The sequence below is a fragment of the Microbulbifer maximicatervae (SeqCode) genome (genome assembly GCF_052468155.1).
The window spans coordinates 4,388,530-4,407,228 of sequence record NZ_CP174335.1 but is presented as its reverse complement, the minus strand read 5'-3'; the positions used below and the strand labels follow the sequence as shown (position 1 = coordinate 4,407,228).

Annotated in this window: 17 protein-coding genes and 1 pseudogene; 9 read left to right on the top strand and 9 right to left on the bottom strand. The window is 44.9% G+C overall.

Annotation, left to right across the window (positions count from 1 at the left end; all coding sequences use genetic code 11):
* Positions 1 to 6 precede the first annotated feature (6 nt).
* The 6 genes from ACJJIY_RS18790 (at position 7) to ahr (ending at position 5,595) form a co-directional block, all read left to right on the top strand.
* The gene (locus ACJJIY_RS18790; protein WP_445358589.1) at positions 7 to 804 is read left to right on the top strand and encodes a DUF1365 domain-containing protein; all 798 of its coding nucleotides are present in this window, start codon (positions 7 to 9) and stop codon (positions 802 to 804) included.
* Positions 801 to 2,069: a class I SAM-dependent methyltransferase gene (locus tag ACJJIY_RS18785; protein ID WP_444905635.1), complete on the top strand. Its 1,269-nt coding sequence runs from the start codon at positions 801 to 803 to the stop codon at positions 2,067 to 2,069. The genes ACJJIY_RS18790 and ACJJIY_RS18785 overlap by 4 nt, the downstream gene beginning before the upstream one ends.
* 137 nt (positions 2,070 to 2,206) lie before the next feature.
* Positions 2,207 to 2,722, top strand: coding sequence for a DUF2878 domain-containing protein (locus tag ACJJIY_RS18780; RefSeq protein ID WP_444896832.1), 516 nt, complete (start codon positions 2,207 to 2,209; stop codon positions 2,720 to 2,722).
* The gene (locus ACJJIY_RS18775) at positions 2,715 to 3,449 is read left to right on the top strand and encodes a hypothetical protein (protein WP_444896833.1); all 735 of its coding nucleotides are present in this window, start codon (positions 2,715 to 2,717) and stop codon (positions 3,447 to 3,449) included. The genes ACJJIY_RS18780 and ACJJIY_RS18775 overlap by 8 nt, the downstream gene beginning before the upstream one ends.
* 177 nt (positions 3,450 to 3,626) lie before the next feature.
* Positions 3,627 to 4,022 carry a YMGG-like glycine zipper-containing protein gene (locus ACJJIY_RS18770; RefSeq protein WP_444896834.1) on the top strand — a complete coding sequence of 132 codons (396 nt, stop codon included), beginning with the start codon at positions 3,627 to 3,629 and terminating at the stop codon, positions 4,020 to 4,022.
* Between the two features lie 553 nt (positions 4,023 to 4,575).
* Positions 4,576 to 5,595 (top strand): NADPH-dependent aldehyde reductase Ahr, encoded by a 1,020-nt coding sequence (gene ahr, locus ACJJIY_RS18765; RefSeq protein ID WP_444905634.1) that lies wholly within the window; start codon positions 4,576 to 4,578, stop codon positions 5,593 to 5,595.
* 120 nt (positions 5,596 to 5,715) lie between these two features.
* Here ahr and ACJJIY_RS18760 read toward each other — a convergent pair whose 3' ends face one another.
* The gene (locus ACJJIY_RS18760; protein WP_444896836.1) at positions 5,716 to 6,204 is read right to left on the bottom strand and encodes a DUF4334 domain-containing protein; all 489 of its coding nucleotides are present in this window, start codon (positions 6,202 to 6,204) and stop codon (positions 5,716 to 5,718) included.
* Between the two features lie 530 nt (positions 6,205 to 6,734).
* Positions 6,735 to 7,040: a hypothetical protein gene (locus tag ACJJIY_RS18755; protein ID WP_444896837.1), complete on the bottom strand. Its 306-nt coding sequence runs from the start codon at positions 7,038 to 7,040 to the stop codon at positions 6,735 to 6,737.
* 164 nt (positions 7,041 to 7,204) lie between these two features.
* Here ACJJIY_RS18755 and ACJJIY_RS18750 point away from each other — a divergent pair, with 164 nt between their 5' ends.
* The 3 genes from ACJJIY_RS18750 to ACJJIY_RS18740 are packed head-to-tail and all read left to right on the top strand — an operon-like array spanning position 7,205 to position 9,952.
* Complete coding sequence (locus ACJJIY_RS18750; RefSeq protein WP_445358588.1) at positions 7,205 to 8,230, top strand: alpha/beta fold hydrolase; 1,026 nt, start codon at positions 7,205 to 7,207, stop codon at positions 8,228 to 8,230.
* A complete protein-coding gene (locus ACJJIY_RS18745; protein ID WP_444896839.1) occupies positions 8,230 to 9,318 on the top strand; it encodes a sensor histidine kinase in 1,089 nt (362 codons plus the stop codon). The genes ACJJIY_RS18750 and ACJJIY_RS18745 overlap by 1 nt, the downstream gene beginning before the upstream one ends.
* A 13-nt stretch (positions 9,319 to 9,331) precedes the next feature.
* Complete coding sequence (locus ACJJIY_RS18740) at positions 9,332 to 9,952, top strand: response regulator (RefSeq protein WP_445358587.1); 621 nt, start codon at positions 9,332 to 9,334, stop codon at positions 9,950 to 9,952.
* A 196-nt stretch (positions 9,953 to 10,148) separates the two neighbouring features.
* Here ACJJIY_RS18740 and ACJJIY_RS18735 read toward each other — a convergent pair whose 3' ends face one another.
* From ACJJIY_RS18735 to ACJJIY_RS18705, 7 genes and pseudogenes are all read right to left on the bottom strand, one after another.
* Positions 10,149 to 12,113 (bottom strand): NHL repeat-containing protein, encoded by a 1,965-nt coding sequence (locus ACJJIY_RS18735; RefSeq protein WP_444896841.1) that lies wholly within the window; start codon positions 12,111 to 12,113, stop codon positions 10,149 to 10,151.
* A gap of 441 nt (positions 12,114 to 12,554) precedes the next feature.
* Positions 12,555 to 12,847: pseudogene (locus ACJJIY_RS18730) on the bottom strand (DDE-type integrase/transposase/recombinase); the annotation flags it as partial.
* A 593-nt stretch (positions 12,848 to 13,440) separates the two neighbouring features.
* Positions 13,441 to 14,970 carry a lytic polysaccharide monooxygenase gene (locus ACJJIY_RS18725; protein WP_445358586.1) on the bottom strand — a complete coding sequence of 510 codons (1,530 nt, stop codon included), beginning with the start codon at positions 14,968 to 14,970 and terminating at the stop codon, positions 13,441 to 13,443.
* Between the two features lie 943 nt (positions 14,971 to 15,913).
* Complete coding sequence (locus ACJJIY_RS18720) at positions 15,914 to 16,231, bottom strand: hypothetical protein (RefSeq protein ID WP_444896843.1); 318 nt, start codon at positions 16,229 to 16,231, stop codon at positions 15,914 to 15,916.
* A 292-nt stretch (positions 16,232 to 16,523) separates the two neighbouring features.
* On the bottom strand, positions 16,524 to 17,174 hold the full coding sequence (locus ACJJIY_RS18715) for a porin family protein (protein ID WP_444896844.1): 651 nt from the start codon (positions 17,172 to 17,174) through the stop codon (positions 16,524 to 16,526).
* A gap of 420 nt (positions 17,175 to 17,594) precedes the next feature.
* Positions 17,595 to 17,825 carry a hypothetical protein gene (locus tag ACJJIY_RS18710; protein ID WP_444896845.1) on the bottom strand — a complete coding sequence of 77 codons (231 nt, stop codon included), beginning with the start codon at positions 17,823 to 17,825 and terminating at the stop codon, positions 17,595 to 17,597.
* Between the two features lie 65 nt (positions 17,826 to 17,890).
* Positions 17,891 to 18,217, bottom strand: coding sequence for a hypothetical protein (locus tag ACJJIY_RS18705; RefSeq protein ID WP_444896846.1), 327 nt, complete (start codon positions 18,215 to 18,217; stop codon positions 17,891 to 17,893).
* Between the last annotated feature and the right edge of the window lie 482 nt (positions 18,218 to 18,699).

Sequence of the window (18,699 nt, the reverse complement as noted above, 5' to 3'; positions counted from 1 at the left end):
GGTATCATGGAAAGTGCGATTTATACCGGTTGGGTGGAACACCGGCGCTTCGCGCCCAGAGCTCATCAGTTTCGCTACCAGGTTTTTATGATGTACGTCGATCTGGCAGAGGTGGAAGCCATTTGTCAGCTCTCACCTCTTTGGTCCTCCCAGCGGCGAGCACCTGCGAGATTTTGTCGCAGTGATTTTTTTGGCGATGAATCCCTCAGTCTTGATGAGGCAGTTCGACAGCGGGTGGAGGAGGAAGCGGGAGAGCAGCCTGCGGGACCTATTCGTTTGCTGGCCAATTGGCGTTACTTTGGCTACAACATGAATCCACTCAGTGTTTACTATTGTTTCGATGCTGAGGGCCAGAATGTGGATTGGCTGCTCCTGGATGTACACAACACACCCTGGAAAGAGCGTCACAGCTATGTTTTGGATTGCCGTAATAATACCAAGTTGCAAAAAGCGACCTTCGCAAAAACATTTCATGTCTCGCCTTTTATGCCCATGGCCCAAGGGTATCGATGGAGGGGGACAAAACCTGGAGAAAAGCTGACAGCTTACCTGCAAAATTTTGATGCGAGTGCCGAGGATACAGAAGATGGCACTCGCCCAATGTTTGATGCAACCCTGAGTTTACAGCGCTGTGAAATTAGCGGCCGATCGCTTAATTCAATATTGATCCAGTACCCTTTGATGACCGTAAAAGTTATAGCCGCCATTTATTGGCAGGCACTGAAATTATGGGTCAAGCGTATCCCGGTATTTTCGCACCCTCGCGATGACGCCGAGGTTCAGGCAGGAGATAAACAACTATGAGAGCAGTTCAGGAAGTTGATCAGGCTTCGTCGTCAAAATCAGAAGTATCGGCACAGTCCTGGCTCGTTCGCCTGGCGCGCAAGCTGGTGTTGGAAAAACTCAAGGGTATTGATCGTGGCCACTTGCTAATCGAAGAGGGGGAGCAGTGTTACCACTTTGGCCAGAGACCAGAAGAAGCAGAGATCTCGGCACATATTTGCGTACATGATCCATCCAGTTATATACAGGTGCTATTAAACGGAACCATTGGTTCTGGAGAAGCCTTTATGCAGGGCGCCTGGACCTCAACCAATACCGTGGACCTGATTCGCCTGATGGTGGACAACATGGAATTGGTGGAAGGCATCGATAGTCGTTGGAGCTATTTACCTCGATTAGGCCTGCGCTGGTTACATCAATTAAATGCGAATAATCGCAATGGCTCACGCAAGAATATTTCTGCACACTATGACCTGGGCAATGAATTTTTCCGGTTATTTTTAGACAGGACCATGCTGTATTCATCTGCGGTCTACCCGTCTGAAAATGCAACTCTGTTTGAAGCCTCTAATCACAAACTGGAACTGATCTGCCGAAAGCTAAAGTTAAAACCCTCCGATCACCTCCTTGAGATTGGTACTGGGTGGGGTGGTATGGCCATTCATGCTGCCAAGTACTATGGCTGTAAAGTAACAACCACTACTATCTCCCAAGAGCAATATGACTATGCCCGCCAATGGGTGAAGCACGAAGGGTTAGAGGAGCAGGTGACCCTGCTATTACAAGACTATCGGGACCTGAAAGGTAAGTACGATAAAATTGTATCGATTGAAATGGTGGAGGCGGTAGGTCACGAATTTCACAAGACCTTCTTCGCCGGTTGTAGCGAATTACTCAAAGAAGATGGCCTGATGGTGATGCAGGCAATCACCATTCGCGACCAGCGCTACCACGAGTATCGTAAAGAGGTCGACTTCATTCAGCGATATATTTTCCCCGGTGGCTGCCTGCCATCTAATCAGGTTATCGCGGACCATATTGCCAATTCAACAGATATGCAGATTGTTGGACTTGAAGACATCACCGCCCATTACGCCCGCACATTAAGTGACTGGCGCAAAGCATTTCTTGAGCGAATTTCCAAAGTGCGCGAGTTAGGTTTTGATGAGCGCTTTATCCGTATGTGGGAATTCTATTTATGCTATTGCGAAGGGGGATTTTTGCAACGAGTGATTGGTACCGCCCAATTTGTGTTCGCCAAACCTCGGTTTTTGGGCAGTTTCTAAACTCTCTCAAGTTAATCTTGTGAAGTGTTTGCCTTTCAGAATGGCTCAGGATCAAGGCGTGATTTCAGGAGACTGTTTAAACTTTTTAAGAGTTTGCAACCCAAGGATATTACGGAATCAACCAGAGGCTCTCCTGCATGTGGCGTTTTGTCGCTAATGCCTTACTTTTCGATATCGCCTGGCCACTGTGCGTCATAGTGGCCAAGGTGTGGTTGGTGGTTCCCTTTACTCTGTTGAACCTTTTTATACATCTGCGCTATATCGCCAATTTGCCCAGGGAACCGCTTTGGTTAGCGGGGGTGTTTATCTTTGGTGTGTCTATAGACTCTATCTTGTTTCATTTGGGGGTGATGCGAAATGATAGTGGCTCCTCCTGGCCTCCCTTATGGCTGATCTGCCTGTGGTTGAACTTTGCCATGACCTTGCGATACAGTTTGGTTTTCTTACAGAAAAATCTATGGTTGGCGGTAATCCTGGGTGGTTTTTTCGGACCATTTAGTTACTTTACCGGTGCATTCCTAAATGGCACTGTGGAATTGCACAGGCCCCTGTGGCAATCCCTGGGAACATTAAGTGTAATTTGGGCCTGCATCCTGCCGTTGTTTGCCTATTTGGCAAGAGAGATTTGTCAAAAAGAGGTGAGCAATGCTTGAATTTATTGCGATGTCGGCTATTGCCGGAACTAACTGTCACTATGAAGGGCCTTTCCTGGTAAAAGGTCTGGCCTATGATCCGGATAATCAACAGTTACAGTACTGTGAATATTATACTTCGCAAGATAATGGCGAAATAACTGTTTTCTACTATGCACCCCAGGGTGATTTAATAGCAGAGAAAACCCTTCGAGAGCGAAATGGCCCCGCAGCTGGTCGCAGTGCCTTACCTAGTGTCACTCAAATAGATCGGAGGCACGGTGAAGTCCGTGAAGTCCTTTGGGATGACGGCCAGTGGATGATGCGCTATAGAGCCAACGAGGGCGAAGCCTGGAAAGTAAGTTTGCGAGAGGCACGAAGTGTTGATGTAGTTGATGCAGGCTTTGATACTTATGTGCGTGACCACTGGGACTTATTGTCCTCAGGAAAAACTCTTAAATTCAATTTTGCTTCGCCACTGCATGGTCGATCGATAAAGCTGCGCGCTAAGGCAGTATCCTGTAATCAAGCGGCAGGCGAAAATACTTGTATACGAGTAGATATTGCCCAGCCTCTTATCCGCCTTTTCGTAGAGGACTTAAATCTCACTTACGATACGGAGAGTCGGCGATTAAAGAGTTTTAAGGGCATAGTAAATATCCTCGATCCACAAGCGAAATCTCAAGAATTAGAAGTGTTTTACCAATATTCAATTCTGCCTATAGGAACCCAGCCTGCAGATCCATAGAAAAAAGGCGCCCTCCACTAATAGCTACAACACTATTTACGCCTGTTGAATTTGTTGCCCAGCGGGTCATTCATTTTTAGGCGCCGGACTGGCGCCAAGTTCTACCAGCAGCTAAACCTAAAGAAGAAAAGCGTGACAAGCTCACTATCCTGTGGCGAAAGCGATATGGGGTGTTTGATGAAGACTGCTATTTCTGCAACTGCTGGAATTATGATGTCGCTGCTTTACGGCTGTGCGAATCAGCCAGAGCAGGTTCCCGGTGCCGGTGGAATCGTTATCGATACCTGGGGCGTTAACATGAATCAGTATCAAGCGGACCTTGCAGAGTGCAAGGGAATCGCTTACTCCACGTATAGTGACCAAGGGCGCAGAACAGCTGCCGGTGCTGCGGGTGGTGCTGTAGTAGGTGGTGCGCTCGGTGCAATAGTCGGTGACAGCGGGCGTGCTGCGGTAGCCGGAGCCGGTGCCGGCGCGCTTGTTGGGGGCTTGTCAGGGGCGGGTAGTGCGAGCTCTGAGGCAACCTACATCATCAAAAATTGCCTGGTTGGTCGCGGATATCGAGTGTTGAATTGATCTTCTGCGTAAAACTGCGGTCCAAATTCTCATCAGTCCTCTGCTATTCAGCAACCTCACAGGACTTGGCACTGGCCGGGGGAAGTACCCCCGGCCTTTTTTCTGTTTTACAGCTTTAAGGAGCCTCTGAATAACTCCATGATACCTCTGGCATGCAGAGCGGTTCACAATCAAGGCGCGGCTTCGCAGGAATGTCTAGACCTTTCAAGAAGTCGCAACGCGGAGTGTGAATCGCTCTGCAAGCCCCGAAGGGCGGGCCTTGAAGGCCACATCTGCTGCGTTGCAGCTCTTGCAAAGGGCTACGGCCATTCGCGGCGAGCTGCGCCTAACATCTGCAGCCTTCAAGACCCGCAGAGGCATTACGGAGTTATTCAGAGGCTCCTTAATTTCAATCTTTTACTTTCTCCCGGTTAACACTTTTAATTTCTGTGCTAGATAGTAGGGCCACTAGTTTCTAGAAAATAAAATTGTAAGGGTGCAATAAAGTCTACAGCTGAATGGCGGCTAAACTTTTAAGGTCATTTGTGATTTCCTTTTCTTCAAGGAGCCCGCCATGTCTACTGCATCAACTATTAATGCCTATGCAGTCTTAGAGGCCGGCGGTCCATTTAAGACCTACCAAATTGCAGCAGGAGAGTTGGGTGCAACAGAGGTTGAACTGGAAATCATGTACTGTGGCATTTGTCATAGTGACTTGAGCATGATTGAAAATGAATGGGGTATTGGACAGTACCCTATGGTTGCCGGTCACGAAGTCATCGGCCGTGTAACCGCGATGGGGGAGCAAGTAGCTCATCTTAAAAAGGGTACGGTGGTTGGATTGGGGTGGAATTCAGGCTACTGTGAGACATGCCATACTTGCCGAATTGGTGACCTCAACTTATGTAGAGAGGCAAAGTTCACCATACTCACCAATGGAGGCTTTGCCGATAAAGCCAGGGCGGACATGAGTAGCCTGGTTGTTATCCCTGATGGTGTGGATTATGCATCAGCCGGCCCCCTTTTATGTGCGGGTATTACCGTATTCAATCCATTGGTCCAATTTGATATCAAACCCACTGATAAAGTGGCTGTGATTGGTATTGGTGGCTTGGGCCATCTTGCCTTGAAGTTTTTCCATGCTTGGGGCTGTGAAGTTACCGCGTTTACATCCAGCGAGGAAAAACGCAAAGAAGCCTTAGCTCTCGGTGCTCATAAAACACTGAACTCCCGTGATCCCGCAGAGATTCAAGCGGCGGCAATGAGCTTTGATTTTATTCTGTCGACTGTGAATGTCAGTCTTGATTGGGATCTGTATATCCAGGCTCTGAAACCTAAAGGGCGCTTACACTTTGTTGGAGCTGTAACTAACCCAATACAATTTACTCTATTTCCCTTGTTATTTGGGCAGCGCTCAATTTCAGCATCTCCAGTCGGCAGTCCTGGTACCATCGAAACCATGCTTGAGTTTGTGGCGCATCATAAGATTAAACCTGAGATAGAGATTTTCCCAATGAGTCAGATAGAGGCGGCTTTTGAACATTTGAAATCAGGAAAGGCTAAGTATCGGATTGTTTTGTCGCAGGAAGGGTAGGGATATTTAACTGGATCAGCTTCTGGGTGAGGAGAGCGCAAAGTCACACTACAAAGGAGCTTAAGTTAAAAGTATGGGGTTGGGATTTAGGCAGAAGCAATTCAATAGAAATCAATAAAGTCAGTTAGTTTTTTTCATAGTGAAGAACATGCGGCCATCCATTCCTTTTCTCTCCATAAGTCCTAGAATATGATCCTCATCGACTTTTCGCATCATATCATGCATAGGTATCGTGTCATAAATCATAGTGGCACTTGATTTCCCTCTGTGTTCCAAGATGCGCAGGCGGGCTTGGGCTTTTGCGGTTATATGTAGTTGTTGGGTGCGGAAGAACAAAGGGGCATCGTAAGCGTTGATAGATTTGAAGTCTGAATCCCAGCATAGTAAAGGATAGACCGTTTCAGAATTAATAAACTCTTTGCCGTACCAGCGTTTTCCTGCATCCATTTCATGCTGTAAAGGATGTTGTGTGTTAAATCCTTGCGCTTCCCATCGGCCGATAAGAGAGTTTATTGATATAGGTGAGAGATTATCGTAAAACTCAAGCAGTTCTTGTGGATCTACCTGATCCAATTTTTTAAGTTTTTCTAATGTGGTTAAGAAGTGCATGAGCTTGATTTAGTAGGGTATGTTTCTGGAGCATGTAATTGGGAAATAGCTTTCCAACATAACTAATACTGAGTATAGAAGTAGGAATATTTTTAATCAATTATTCTTGCTGTGCTTGGCCGCTGATTTCAATGATGGTTACCCCCTCCCGGCAGAGAGCCTAGAAACACTGGTCTTCGGTACAATATTCTTTGAGGAATTGGGTAAAACTAATACCTTCCTGGAACTGCACCTAATTACAAGCCATGATCTTTACCACTGTGAATCAAGTAAATAGCCGTGTCTATGTAGAGTTCATTGTGACCTTGCAGGGTGGTAATTAGGGGGCTCATGTATATTTCAGAAGCTAAGAATAGAAAATATCAAAGAACTACTCAGGTGCTAGGGAAGTCAATCTCTTATACCTTTTCAGGAAACAGTTTCAGGAAGCTGTGACGAAATCTGGTCATATAGCCTGTCAGGGAGGGGTGGATCTGGTGCCCAATGCTGCTGGATGTAATACAAATTGACCATTTGTATTTTTGTACTGCTCAACTGGAATCATCCGGTGCTCGTGAAATTTCTGCTAGAGACTCTGATATCTTCCAAATTTTTACAGAGGTTGGGCATTTTTTATCTTTAGCGGGTGGGAGTAATTTTCTTGCACCAATAATATCCACCTGGGCATTATACAGAACTATAGGAGCATCAGGCCCATAAAGCAGCTGTGTCCATTGTTGGTTTCTATACCTTATAGTTTCTGTTGCATGATTATTGAAGATATGAGCTGCAGGCAGGTCCATACATAGGGTTGCACCCTTAGCCCCCTTGTGGAGGATTAATTTCAATATGTACATTTATCATCCAGTCGTTGTAGCTGGGCAGTTTAATCATCAACAAAAGATGACAAATGTCATATATAGTTGGTGACAGAAATGACTTACCTAATTTCCGCTATTGCCTGATATTACCTATAAATATTATTTCTGCACCGGTATTAAGGTGTTTATGGAGGCTTACATTGATCAAGACAGTTTCTTTAATCGTTGGCGCGATAGTGTTCCTTCTGGTGGTAGTCTGTACTATTTGGGTCCTTACAACACCTCAACTTCCCGAGGATATCCAGAAACGACTTAACCTGAGTCTTGAGAAACCACTACCTGAGCTGATCTCAGGTCAGAGCGGATATGTTCGCTCAGGGAGCCTTAAAATTTGGTATCAGCTTAAAAGCCCAGAGGGGATACCGGTTCGTGGCACTGTGTTACTGATAAACGGTATGGGCTCTTCTTCTTTGTACTGGCCATCTGAAGTCTATGAGCCACTCTTAGCTGCTGGCTATCAAGTACTACTCACCGATCATCGTGGCTGCGGTGCCTCGAGTTGGGTTACCAACTGGACTAAGGAGACTGCTTACGACCTTTCCGACATGATGCGCGATAACCTTGCGGTTATGGACTCCCTGGGGATTAAGCAAGTTCATGTTATGGGCGCCTCAATGGGAGGGATGATTGCGCAAGAAATGGCCCTGCAATTTCCCAATCGCTTGAAAAGCCTTACTTCAATCATGTCCTCAGGTTTTCTCGACGACCCCGAGTTACCCCAGGGAAAAACCTTCAGATACAATATGCTTCGGCTATTTCTTCGCTATGGACTCAGTGGCTCCGATGAGGGTATGGCTAAGTTGATGGTAAGTACTTATCACAGTCTTCAGGGGCAGGGAGGCTTTGATGTTGAACATATTGCACACACTACTCTCTACGAACTACGTCATAGGCAAGGATTTGATCATAATCTGCCAGTCCAGCAATTTACAGCAATCTCTCTTTCTGGCTCGAGATTAGAGCGATTGGAGGGCTTAGAGGTCCCCACTATGGTTATCCACGGTGATAGAGATCCCCTGTTAAGTATTGCTCAAGCCAAAAAGTATGCAGCTCGCATTCCTGGTGCTAAAACGTTGTGGGTAGAAGGTATGGGCCATGCCATGGCACCTGTATATGTGAAAGAATGGATGGAGCATGAAGTACAATTTTTGGAAGCTAATAACTAATGCCGGCATATCACTATTTGCAAAGGTTCTACTCTTTCCCCAAGAATCTGAGAGGTGCTCTGAACTTAGTACCATATTTTCAGATCCTTATATACTTGCCCTTTATTTTTCATACTTTTAGTGAAATTGCTTTTGGGGTAGTAGTGATTTGCCACTTGTTTCTCTTCCCTTTGTTCTTCCTCGTATTTTGGTGCAAAGGAACCAAAGTTACTGGTATTGTCCTGGTGCTAAACCTTTTAGGTGTTATCACTTCTTTTTATTCACTTGCCGGTATCGGTTTCTTTGCCTTTGCGGCTGCAGCTTGCTCGGCGTACAGGCAACTCTATGCATCCCTTGTGTTGCTGTTTGTTGTTACTTTTTCTTATTTGAGTACTGCCTACTTAACTGGACAATCACTATATGTTGTTTTGACGGGACTATTTTTTACAGCTATCAACGGTCTGAACTTTCTATTTCAACTGAGAAAGTACTTATCTAACCTGGTTATTAAACAAAGCCAAAAGGAAATTTCCTCTATGGCAAAGACTTCTGAGCGTGAGCGTATTGCACAAGACTTGCACGATTCCCTCGGTCAGAGTCTTACGAGTATCACTTTAAAGGCGGAGCTTGCCGAAAGGCTTCTCGAAGTTGATCCAGCAACGGCACTGCAGCATATTCTTGATATTAAAAAAATCTCCAGAACAGCGATTACCGAGGTTCGAGAAACGGTATCGAATTATAAAATCAGTACACTGGCCAATGAGCTGGCGAGTTCAAAGTTTGCACTAGAATCAGTGAATATTACCTGTATACATCATATCGAGGCCACAGAAATACCCATTCACGTTGACAATACGTTGGCAATGACTATTCGCGAAGCCACCACAAATATTCTACGTCACAGCCAAGCAAGCATGTGTGAAGTTTCGCTGTGGCTTGATAAGCAACTACTCTCTTTGCATGTTTGTGACAATGGAAAGGCTGTGGGAAAGGTATCTATGGGGCATGGCCTTAGTGGTATGAGCGATCGCTGGAACCAACTTGGAGGCAGTTTGAAAATACAATTCCAGGGTGGTTGTCATATCTACGCCACAATTCCCCTCAAATAAGTAGTTGTATTAAATGATGATTAAAGTGCTTTTAGTTGAAGATCAAGCGATGGTGCTCGGTGCATTGAGAGCATTACTTAACTTGGAGAAAGATATTCGGGTCGTCGCAACTGCGAGCAATGGGCGAGAGGCCCTTGAGATTTGCGATAATTGCAGCCCGGATTTGGTAGTTAGTGATATAGAAATGCCTGGGATGACAGGTCTTGAACTCGCAGAGCAATTACAGCGCTTTATAAATCCTCCCAAGGTTGTAATGCTGACAACTTTCTCAAGGAGTGGCTATATTCGTCGAGCACTCAATGCAGGGGTAAGCGGCTACCTTCTTAAAGATGCTCCGCCGAGCCAGCTCGCAAGCTGTATCCGTCAAGTTTCAGCAGGTAAAACTGTCGTTGCTCCTGAATTAGTGCAGCAAGCACTCAATTGTGGGGACAATCCGCTCTCCACTAAAGAGCAGAAGATTCTTCAGCTCGCTTATACTGGGAAAACCACTGAGGATATTGCGCGAGAAGTTTCACTCTCCCCAGGTACCATTCGAAATTATATCCATAGCAGCTGCCAAAAATTGAATGTCAGTAATAGAGTTGAAGCGGCACGCTTGGCTCAAAACTATGGTTGGATAGAGCCTACTGAATAAATAAAAGTCGATTGTTTCGCTAGTGTAAAATGGGGGTTGGTAAGCGCTTGAGTTGGTTTTTTGTGTTTTGTTTTTTTCTAGATCGTATATATGTTTAAGATACTCATATAAGCAGAGTTAGCTTTTAAGCTATAAATTGATAAATGGCCGCATATATCCCCTACGGGTTATACAGCCATTTGTCAAGCGATCTTTTTTATCTAGATTTAAAAATCAGAATTCGATGATTTCCAGAGTCAGTAACAAATAAGTTGTCTTTATATCCAAAAATTCCTGTTGGTTCCTTTAAAGTCGAAGCAGTAGGTGATTCAGGTTCATCAGGATAGCTAATACCGTTTTGGTTGGCATCATTTGGCTTGAAGCTTACAAAGTCAGCTTGTCCAAGCACTGTGTCTGCTGGGGCGAAATTGCTGGTTGGCCAATTATTCCAGACTAAAACTCTATTGTTCTTCGCGTCGGCAACAAAGAGTTGAATGCCATTTGACCAGATGCCAGTTTCTGGACGATTTAGGGTCTTACTATTTACTGGCCATTCAGTACCGTCCACATCGGGTAGTTCAATATTCCTTTCGCTGAATGAGGGTTGTCCGAGAACAATATCAGCAGGCGCAAAACTGCTGGTAGGAAAATTATTCCAAAGAAGAATTCGGTTATTTCCATTGTCAATAATGGCCAGCTTTTCTCCGTCACTCCAAACATCTGTTGGATCGTATAGGGTGCTTGCTGATAGTTGATATGATATACCACTTTGGTCTACATCGTTTGGATCACAGTTTTCTAACCCTGACTGACCAACAAGGAGATCCGGGGAGGTATAACTACTTTCAGGAATTTGGCTCCATATTAACACCCTGGAATTAGCTGCATCAGTAACCAATATTTTGCCATCAGTAACGGTGGCTCCCCAGTTAATCCAAAGTCCCAGGCTTCTACAGGGGGAGATGTCATAATCTCCAATATTTAAAGTCAGTGTAGGCGCTGCTCCTGCTCCGGATACCACACTATCGTAAATAGAAATATGCCTTTCCCGGTATTGAGAAATTAGCAGGTGTTCTCCGTCAAAACTAATGTCTGAGGGACCGAATAATTCCTGTTCCGGATTTGATAAGGCCAGAGTGTCCAGTCCGTCCTTGCCTATTACTGCATTTGCAGGTGAGCCATTTGTCATAGGAATTGAATTAAAAACTAAGACGCGATTGGACGAAGTATCTGATATAAATAGTTTCCCCTCATCATCGATGCTGACATCACCGGATGGCTGAAAGGCAAAATTTTTAGCATTTATTCCCAAATCTGTGCTGGAGAAGTTATCTTGCCCTATAACGACCTGTGCGGGATCAAAATTCTCAAAGTAAAAGGGAACAGTAAAGCTATTCTCATAAGTGATCAATGGAATCCCTACAAGGTCGTCTATATCAATCTGAATGCTACGATCTTGAGCTGATTTCCAGCCATCTACAGGACTAATCGTTAAGGTATCATCGGGTATATTTGTTTTTGACCAGTTGATTGTATAGTCATCTTCTACGAGAGTACCAGATAAGGCAAGGCTCTCGATATCCATGGTCTCAGAGAAGAGGACATTGATCGTGTCATCTTTCTCCAGGCGAGTGATATCTGGCTCGAAGCTAGTAATGGAAGGGGAGAGCGTATCAATATAGTAGGTGGCAGTTAGCGCTTCGATATCATAGCCGGAATCATCTGTGGCGTTAACTGTTAGGGAGTAGTTCGAAGAGTTGGTCCAGTCTCCCCTGGGATGCAATATAAGCGTATCTTCATCGAGTTGAGAAAGTTCACCGGCCTCTCCCATGCTCCCAGATATGACAATGTTGTCGATCAGAATAGCTTCGCTAAAATCTAAATAGATTTCCTTATCTTTGCCAATAGTACTGCCGCTTAAAGGTGTAAAGCTAACTGTGAAGCGCGAGCTGCCAGCATCGGGGTCGTCCGTTGGAGGTGTAGTGGTATCTCCATCTCCATCTCCAGATCCACTCCCGGAACCATTCCCTGTCCCATTTCCAGAGCCACTCCCACCTCCACTAACTGGTTCGCTTTCAGAATTACTGTTCGCTGACTTGTCACTTCCAGAACTACCTCCGCATCCAGAGAGCAGAGCAGTAACTGCAAGGCATATAATTAATTTTTGAGAATTCACTTTCATACATACTTCCCCATTAACAACAAAGGTTAACCTTCTAGCATTTAAATTAATGTTTTCGCTAGAAAAGTAATTCTAAATTATCTATGTGAATATTGCCTGAATAAGAGGGTTAAGATTTTTCTAAAAAATACACAGAGATACTTGAAATATTCTACCGAGAGTTCTGATTTGTATGTAAGAAATAATAGGAATGGGTAGTCATTACCATTTTCCATCTTACCTAGAAATAAGTAGAATAGTGATTTGGCAGAAAGTAAGGTTTATTTGGCTCTAACAGAGGTTGCTGTAAAATATACATGCAACTTTGTCTTCGGTGAGAAGTGTTTTCGATCTTTATTGAGTTGAGCTGTAGAGGGTTTGATAGGCAGCTAGAAGTGCAAGAGATAGCAGGTATTACTATTTGAAAGTGGCAATTTTTGATCCTAGCCATCAACAGTGGATACCATGGATTAGCTCTGCATTAAGTGAGTGGAAAAAGGTACCTGCAAAGGCGTTATTGTAGTAATTACCCTTGGCGCTCATACTGTACCGCAGATCATACGCTGTAATTAAAGGTTGATAATTCCTAGAGCAATACTGACTTCTCCTGTCAGTATGCAGGAGAACATTCGTAGGCTTCTTACATCTCCATATAGTCATTTGAAAAGCGTCATAAGTTAGCCACCCGTTTTCGACGTTACCCAACCAATAACTAGCCAACTATATAGGTCGATCACTACCGCTAGATATAACCAATCCTTTCCTGATTCGGTGCATCAGAAAACCAGCATGCCAACAGATTGAAGAGTGGTGCTAGAGGCGCTGGCGGTGAATCAGATGCTCTCCCAGTCTGTTAGTTTTCTAAGGTGTAATGAAAGTATCAAGAATTCAGATTTGGATTAAAAATTGTGGTTTTAGGTGAAAGCTGGAAGTAATGATGGTGGTGACGGAGTGGAGTTAGCAGGGCGCTGGAGAAAGGTTGTGCCGACAGTCCTTATGCTGTGTACCCAGCGCTTATCGCGCTCGCTGCAAGCATGTCGCACAGCCTCTTCAACGCTTACGTTATCTTTATAGTGGCTTTCAAAATTTCGATTGAGATTGATCAGTATTTTGATGGAATTTCCAGCTGCTGGAGAATAGGGGAGTATTCTCAGTAAAGGCGCCGCGCTTTCTGGGATCTAAATGTCGACTACTCCAGTCCACAATCTCCAAATGTTGATCCAGTTGAAAGGTAACTCTTTTGGGGTGAGCTTTTATAATGAAAGGTCTCAGGATTATTGAGGCCTTTCAGATAAGCGCTAGCAGATAATTTTCTACTAGCTACTTGTTTTGGTTGGTGACCTTTAACTTAACGCCAAACACCCCATTGGCCGGTTGTACCCGGCTCCTCGCCCCTTGTCCACCATCCGGCAGTCCATGTTTCACCATTGTGGCTAACGATATCACCTGCGGTGTAGATTTCGTTGCTATCCCAAGCTTGAATACTGGGATCTGTGGGATCTGTGGGATCTGTGGGATCTGTGGGATCTGTGGGATCTGTGGGATCTGTGGGATCTGTGGTAGTTGATGGTTCAACAGTAAATGAGTAGATCTCGTCATCAACAGTAGAGTCACCGCTTACGGTTAACTTGAAACTTAATTCATGCTGTTCATTTGTTAAGCTTGACGTGTCGATAACCAGTGCACCACTGGGCCCGGTTGCGGTTTCAGCAGGGCTCCCACTTACCTGTGACCATTCCGTATTATTGATATTTCCGACACTTTCTCCCGATGAAAGTACCACTAAATCCCCATGCTCTACTCTAGCTATATCAAGCGGTTTTAAAACCTTAGGTGTGATAGTGGCGATTAATTCACTTCCGTTGCTTGTAATAGTGAATTGACCGGAGGCACGTGAGTCTTTGGAGTTGAAGTAGTTACCATGTAAATCACCCTGGAAGTACATGTAATGATTCATTTCTTCATGCCAGCGACCAATAAAAACATTTCCATTGTGGTTTGATTGGTACCAGCCGGTGACTTGAGAAGCTAAAAGCCTGTCCCAGTCATTCTTATTATCCTCGGTAATTGCCAGCGAAAATGATGAGTGTTCCTCACCATTTTTATTGAATACCGTATAATTGACGGTGTCCCCCACATTAACCGAATCTATACTATTGTCTTCTGGAATAAAGGTGTTGCCTTGAATCAGGTGCGGCTGTGTGGTGCCGGGATCAGGTTCGCTAGGCGGTTCAACATCAGTATTTACAATAGTGATATCACTACAGTTGTAGAAGCCTTCACCAACTGGGTCTACTCGCTGCCAACGTACAAATAAAATTGCATTACCTACCCTGTCTTCTGGAATGGTGACATTCATGCGATATTGACCATTGACGACAGGTACGTCCCCTTCCTCCTGGATAAGCTCAAGGTCATCCCATGCCAGTGGTTGTGACAGGTCTGCTTCCGCCTTCGTAAGGTAAAACTCCCAAAAAGATGGGTTGTGTGGCGCTGTTGCCTGGAATACGTATTCGAATGTTCCCGCATTGACTTCTACACGGGTCCAGGCATCAGTTGCTGCTCCCATTCCTTTTTTCTGCGAGTCATTTGCATAGCAAAGAGTTCCATCAGGAATGGCACTTTTTACAGCGGCAGAATTATTGTAGTCAGGGATGTTAATGGAGAATTCGTTGTGTTGTTGGAAAGGATAAGATCCAGAAATGGATTTTGCCAGGGCACAGCCTGGATTGGATGGTGTTCCAGACCAGATATTGCCTTGATCATAGCAAATTTTTTGCCTGGCTTTTGGAAATTCAGACCAGCCGTGAGCGTGTACTTGTAAGCTGAAAGGTATCAGCAACATTGTCGCAAGCGCGCTTTTTTTTCTTAAAAGCATAAGGTTACTCCTGGTTTACATTATTCTCGTCGATTTATTTAGAACGACTGGAATATTAAGTTCAATTTCCTGGTGAATACTGTGAAATAAGTTGGTGTTTGAGGATGTCGGCCATTCTTTCCTTGTCACCAGGATCAAAAAATTCAGTTAGTAAATAAATAATTGCCCGTTAAAAATTGCTAATAAGACAGACCTTTCACGTGGACATGGGTTCCATGCCATACATGAATTAACATGTTTTAATAAAATTTACGTTTCCATTAATCAATAGTTGCTTGAGTAGTGGGTCAAAAAATGAAGTCATTTTTGGTGTTTTGTGACAATGTGATGGCTGTCAAAGAAAATAAAGCATGAAGGGCGGTATAAAAGCTTGAAGTTTATGTGCTAAATACAGAGGGCTCCACGGATTAATGAAAACGAAAAATACACACTAGCCTCATTAGCTTGCCTAAATTGTATTGGAGCAGGAAGGTTTTCTGGGGGGCTGAAAAACCGCATTGTTTGAGGAGGTTTGTCTCATAGCAGCATAGACTATTGCAAAGTAAATTTATTGCACTTTCGATGGTCTAGTCTCTATCTATTCTTTAAGTGAATGTTAATTTATTTGGGTTGAGCTGATAGGGGTTAGGCGAGAATAGGGGGAGTGACAATGACAAACCAATAATTGAGAAGCTTCGGCCTTCAAATATGTAGCGGGCAAAAATTGAACTGTAATTATTTTTTCAATCTATTTGCTTGTTGTATCAGATAAATCGGTCAATAAGTTAATGCTGTAGGCATCAATAGATTCAGGTGCTAGAACTGGTTTGCACATGTCTTTGTGCTTATTTTGTAGACATTGAGTCTCAGGTGGAGCTTATCAGCTGTAGTAGTTCAGACTTGACCTGACAGAGTACCTCCTGAAAGACCAGTAACTGTCAGATCAAGTCTGAACTACTACACATTATAGGTTCCAGTCGAAGCCCTGGTGATAATCACGCCCTCGTAGCGGGCCGTAGATAAAGGCTGCGTCATAGGCACCACTGGCATTCCAGAATAAAGGGCTCTCACCTTCCTCAACCTGGGTGTAATCTGTCAGGTTGTTTCCGCCCAGATACAGGCTCAGGTTTTCAGTGACGTCAAAGGTTAATTTAAGATCTATTGTCCAATAGGCGTCTGCGCTTGTGCTTTTTAAAGTGGAGTCGCCCAACTGATTGAAACCTTCGGAAGCAAATTCATCCAAGTCCCGGGAGCCAACCCAGGTAGCACTGGCGTATAGCATCCAGTAATCGGCTTTGTAATCCAGATTGAATAGTGCACGCTGCTCTACTGAAGCAATGCCAACACTCTATTTGGTGGGTGTCCGGAACTGTTGCTATTGGGATAATCTTCGCCAAGGCGTCACTATAATAGGAACTGGCGCTATACGCCTGGAATTTCCACAGAGCTATGCTGGAATGGGCCGCAGATGCGAGCGCATTGTAATGGTGACTCTAATGTAGGGAAGGGGCCCCACAAAGGTGCGAGTATTTGTTTGGTGACTGCTTGTTTAGAAGCCCCTTTTGTTCAGCAACTTAGAAGCGGGTCTCTAGTGACAGGTGCAACCCACTTATTTCGAGGGTGCCGTTATCAATGTTCTTCCACTGTAGTTTGCCTGCGAAGCGATCGGTAAAATCATATTTCACGCCGAGGCCGTAGGCCAGGTCATAGTCTTTGTCGCTGGATCGGGTGACTATTTCGGGATATATAGAAACAGTTCCCGGTGGGAATCTGAGCTCGCTATCAATACTGGTATAGGCAAGTCCGAGGTAGGCGCTCATGGTAGCTCTGTCGAGTATAGGGTAATGAAATACGGCATTAAGTTGTGCGCTATCTACTTGTATTTCTTCGTAGTTGTTGCTTAATGGGTTTTCATCGAGGCTATCGATAGATTTGTCATTTATTGACGCGAGGTTATAGGTGTAAGTATCGGCTGCCTTGTCATAGTGACTATATCCAGCTTCGACAGAAAAATACGGGTTTATCTGATAGCCAGCATAGATATCAATTGAATTGGATTGATCTTTAAATCGTTCCCCATCAATAAAATCTACAGATAGGTTACTTTTTCCCTCGAAATCTTGCTGGCCGTAACCAACCCCAAAATAGAAGGGGTTCTCCTCAGCAGTTGATAGAGCGGAAATTGCCAGAGCGGGAAGTAGTAAACATAACTTTGAAATTTTCATGTTGATTTGGCTCTATAGTGTAAAAAATTTTGTTTTTTCTTAAATGTCAAAATAGACAGGACCTATACTGGTTTTGAATGAGGGAGAGAGTCAAGGAGTTTTTTTATGGACTTAGCTTTTGTTGTTTTGAAAACAAGATAAAGAAAAATAGGTTTTATTTGATAGGTTTATGTCTTTTTTGTATCTTCTAGAAGATTGGCTTGTCCCTTAATTTATGCTAACCGCTAAATTTTTTATTGGTACGTTCGTGGGGTAGGTAGCTAGGCTCACATACAAAGATCTCTTTACTGTGAGCTGGTAAAGATATGGGGGGCGTGGATGCCTAACTTTACTTGCTTTCCCTTCACTCCTAATACTGTAATCAAGTCATTCGTATCAGTTCTTGGGTTTTCGCCAGTTTGTCGCTTTATGGTCAACCTGCTAGCTTCCTGCTGATTCTTGGGCGTGAGTGGGGAACAGCCGTTGAGGAAAAACCAGTTGCTCATTGGTGTGTCCGTTGTTGAAGGGAGGGATCAATCGACCGCTATCCGAGCGGAAAGTGTTGTGCGGTTGGGCCCGGCTCAGGACGTCACCACTGTGAGGGCCACAAGCGCGATCGTTGCCAGTGTCGCGACGATGGCTATAACGGTCTGAAGCCAGTCGCTCTGGCACGTCTTGTCGATCCAGCCGGAGAACAGCATGAACGGAAGCACTAGCGCGAGTGCGCTGACATTAAGTTAAGAGGCGACCACCGTGTTCGCCGGCGATGGCGTGTTGCCGAGATACGTACTCCATGGCGTTAGATATTGGCCGGCGCCGGTCAGTATCGTCAGGGAGACACCTGCAAAGTTGCAATAGAAGCAGGCTATCGTTACTCCGCAAAAAAACCAGGCGTTGTACGAGTTGAACCGGAGAGACGGCCGGAGCATGACGAAAGCGAGCATGAACACGGTTTCGAGTAGACCGAGCGTGTGTGCCATGCCGATGATCGACGCACCCGGAGCGCTGACAGGAATACCGATTAAGAGTCCGCCGAGAAAAAGAAGGCAGGCGCCCGCCATCATTACGGTGGTCGGCGGAGCGAAACAATGTCGACATGGTCATGGCGGGCTGGACTTTCTAGCTGACATGGCAGGATCATAGTTGAGTGCTGAGGTCGACACCAGCCGGGAGAACAGCTTTGGCATGTAGTGTCGCGCTCCAGTAAGCATCGTTGCCGGTTGTTATTACGTTGCGGACGACTATGAATGGCTGCAGCTTAGGGGGCGTTGAGCTAAGACCCACGGTATGGATGTCTTTGCAGAAATGACTTGGTATTGCTGCCCCCCCTGTATCCGAATACCCACCACCGGGACAAATATGTCGGTATTGTTGGGAAATGCTCTGCTCAATGTCTGTTGGCCACCCTATGTTAAAGGGCGCCGGAGTACATGTAGATTATGTAGTGAGAGACCTTAAGAGTTGTCCATACGTCGGTGTTGTGGTCAAGTCCAACCGAACACCTCTTTAAGCACATTTCTCAAATTCGATAGGGGCCCAGAGTTGT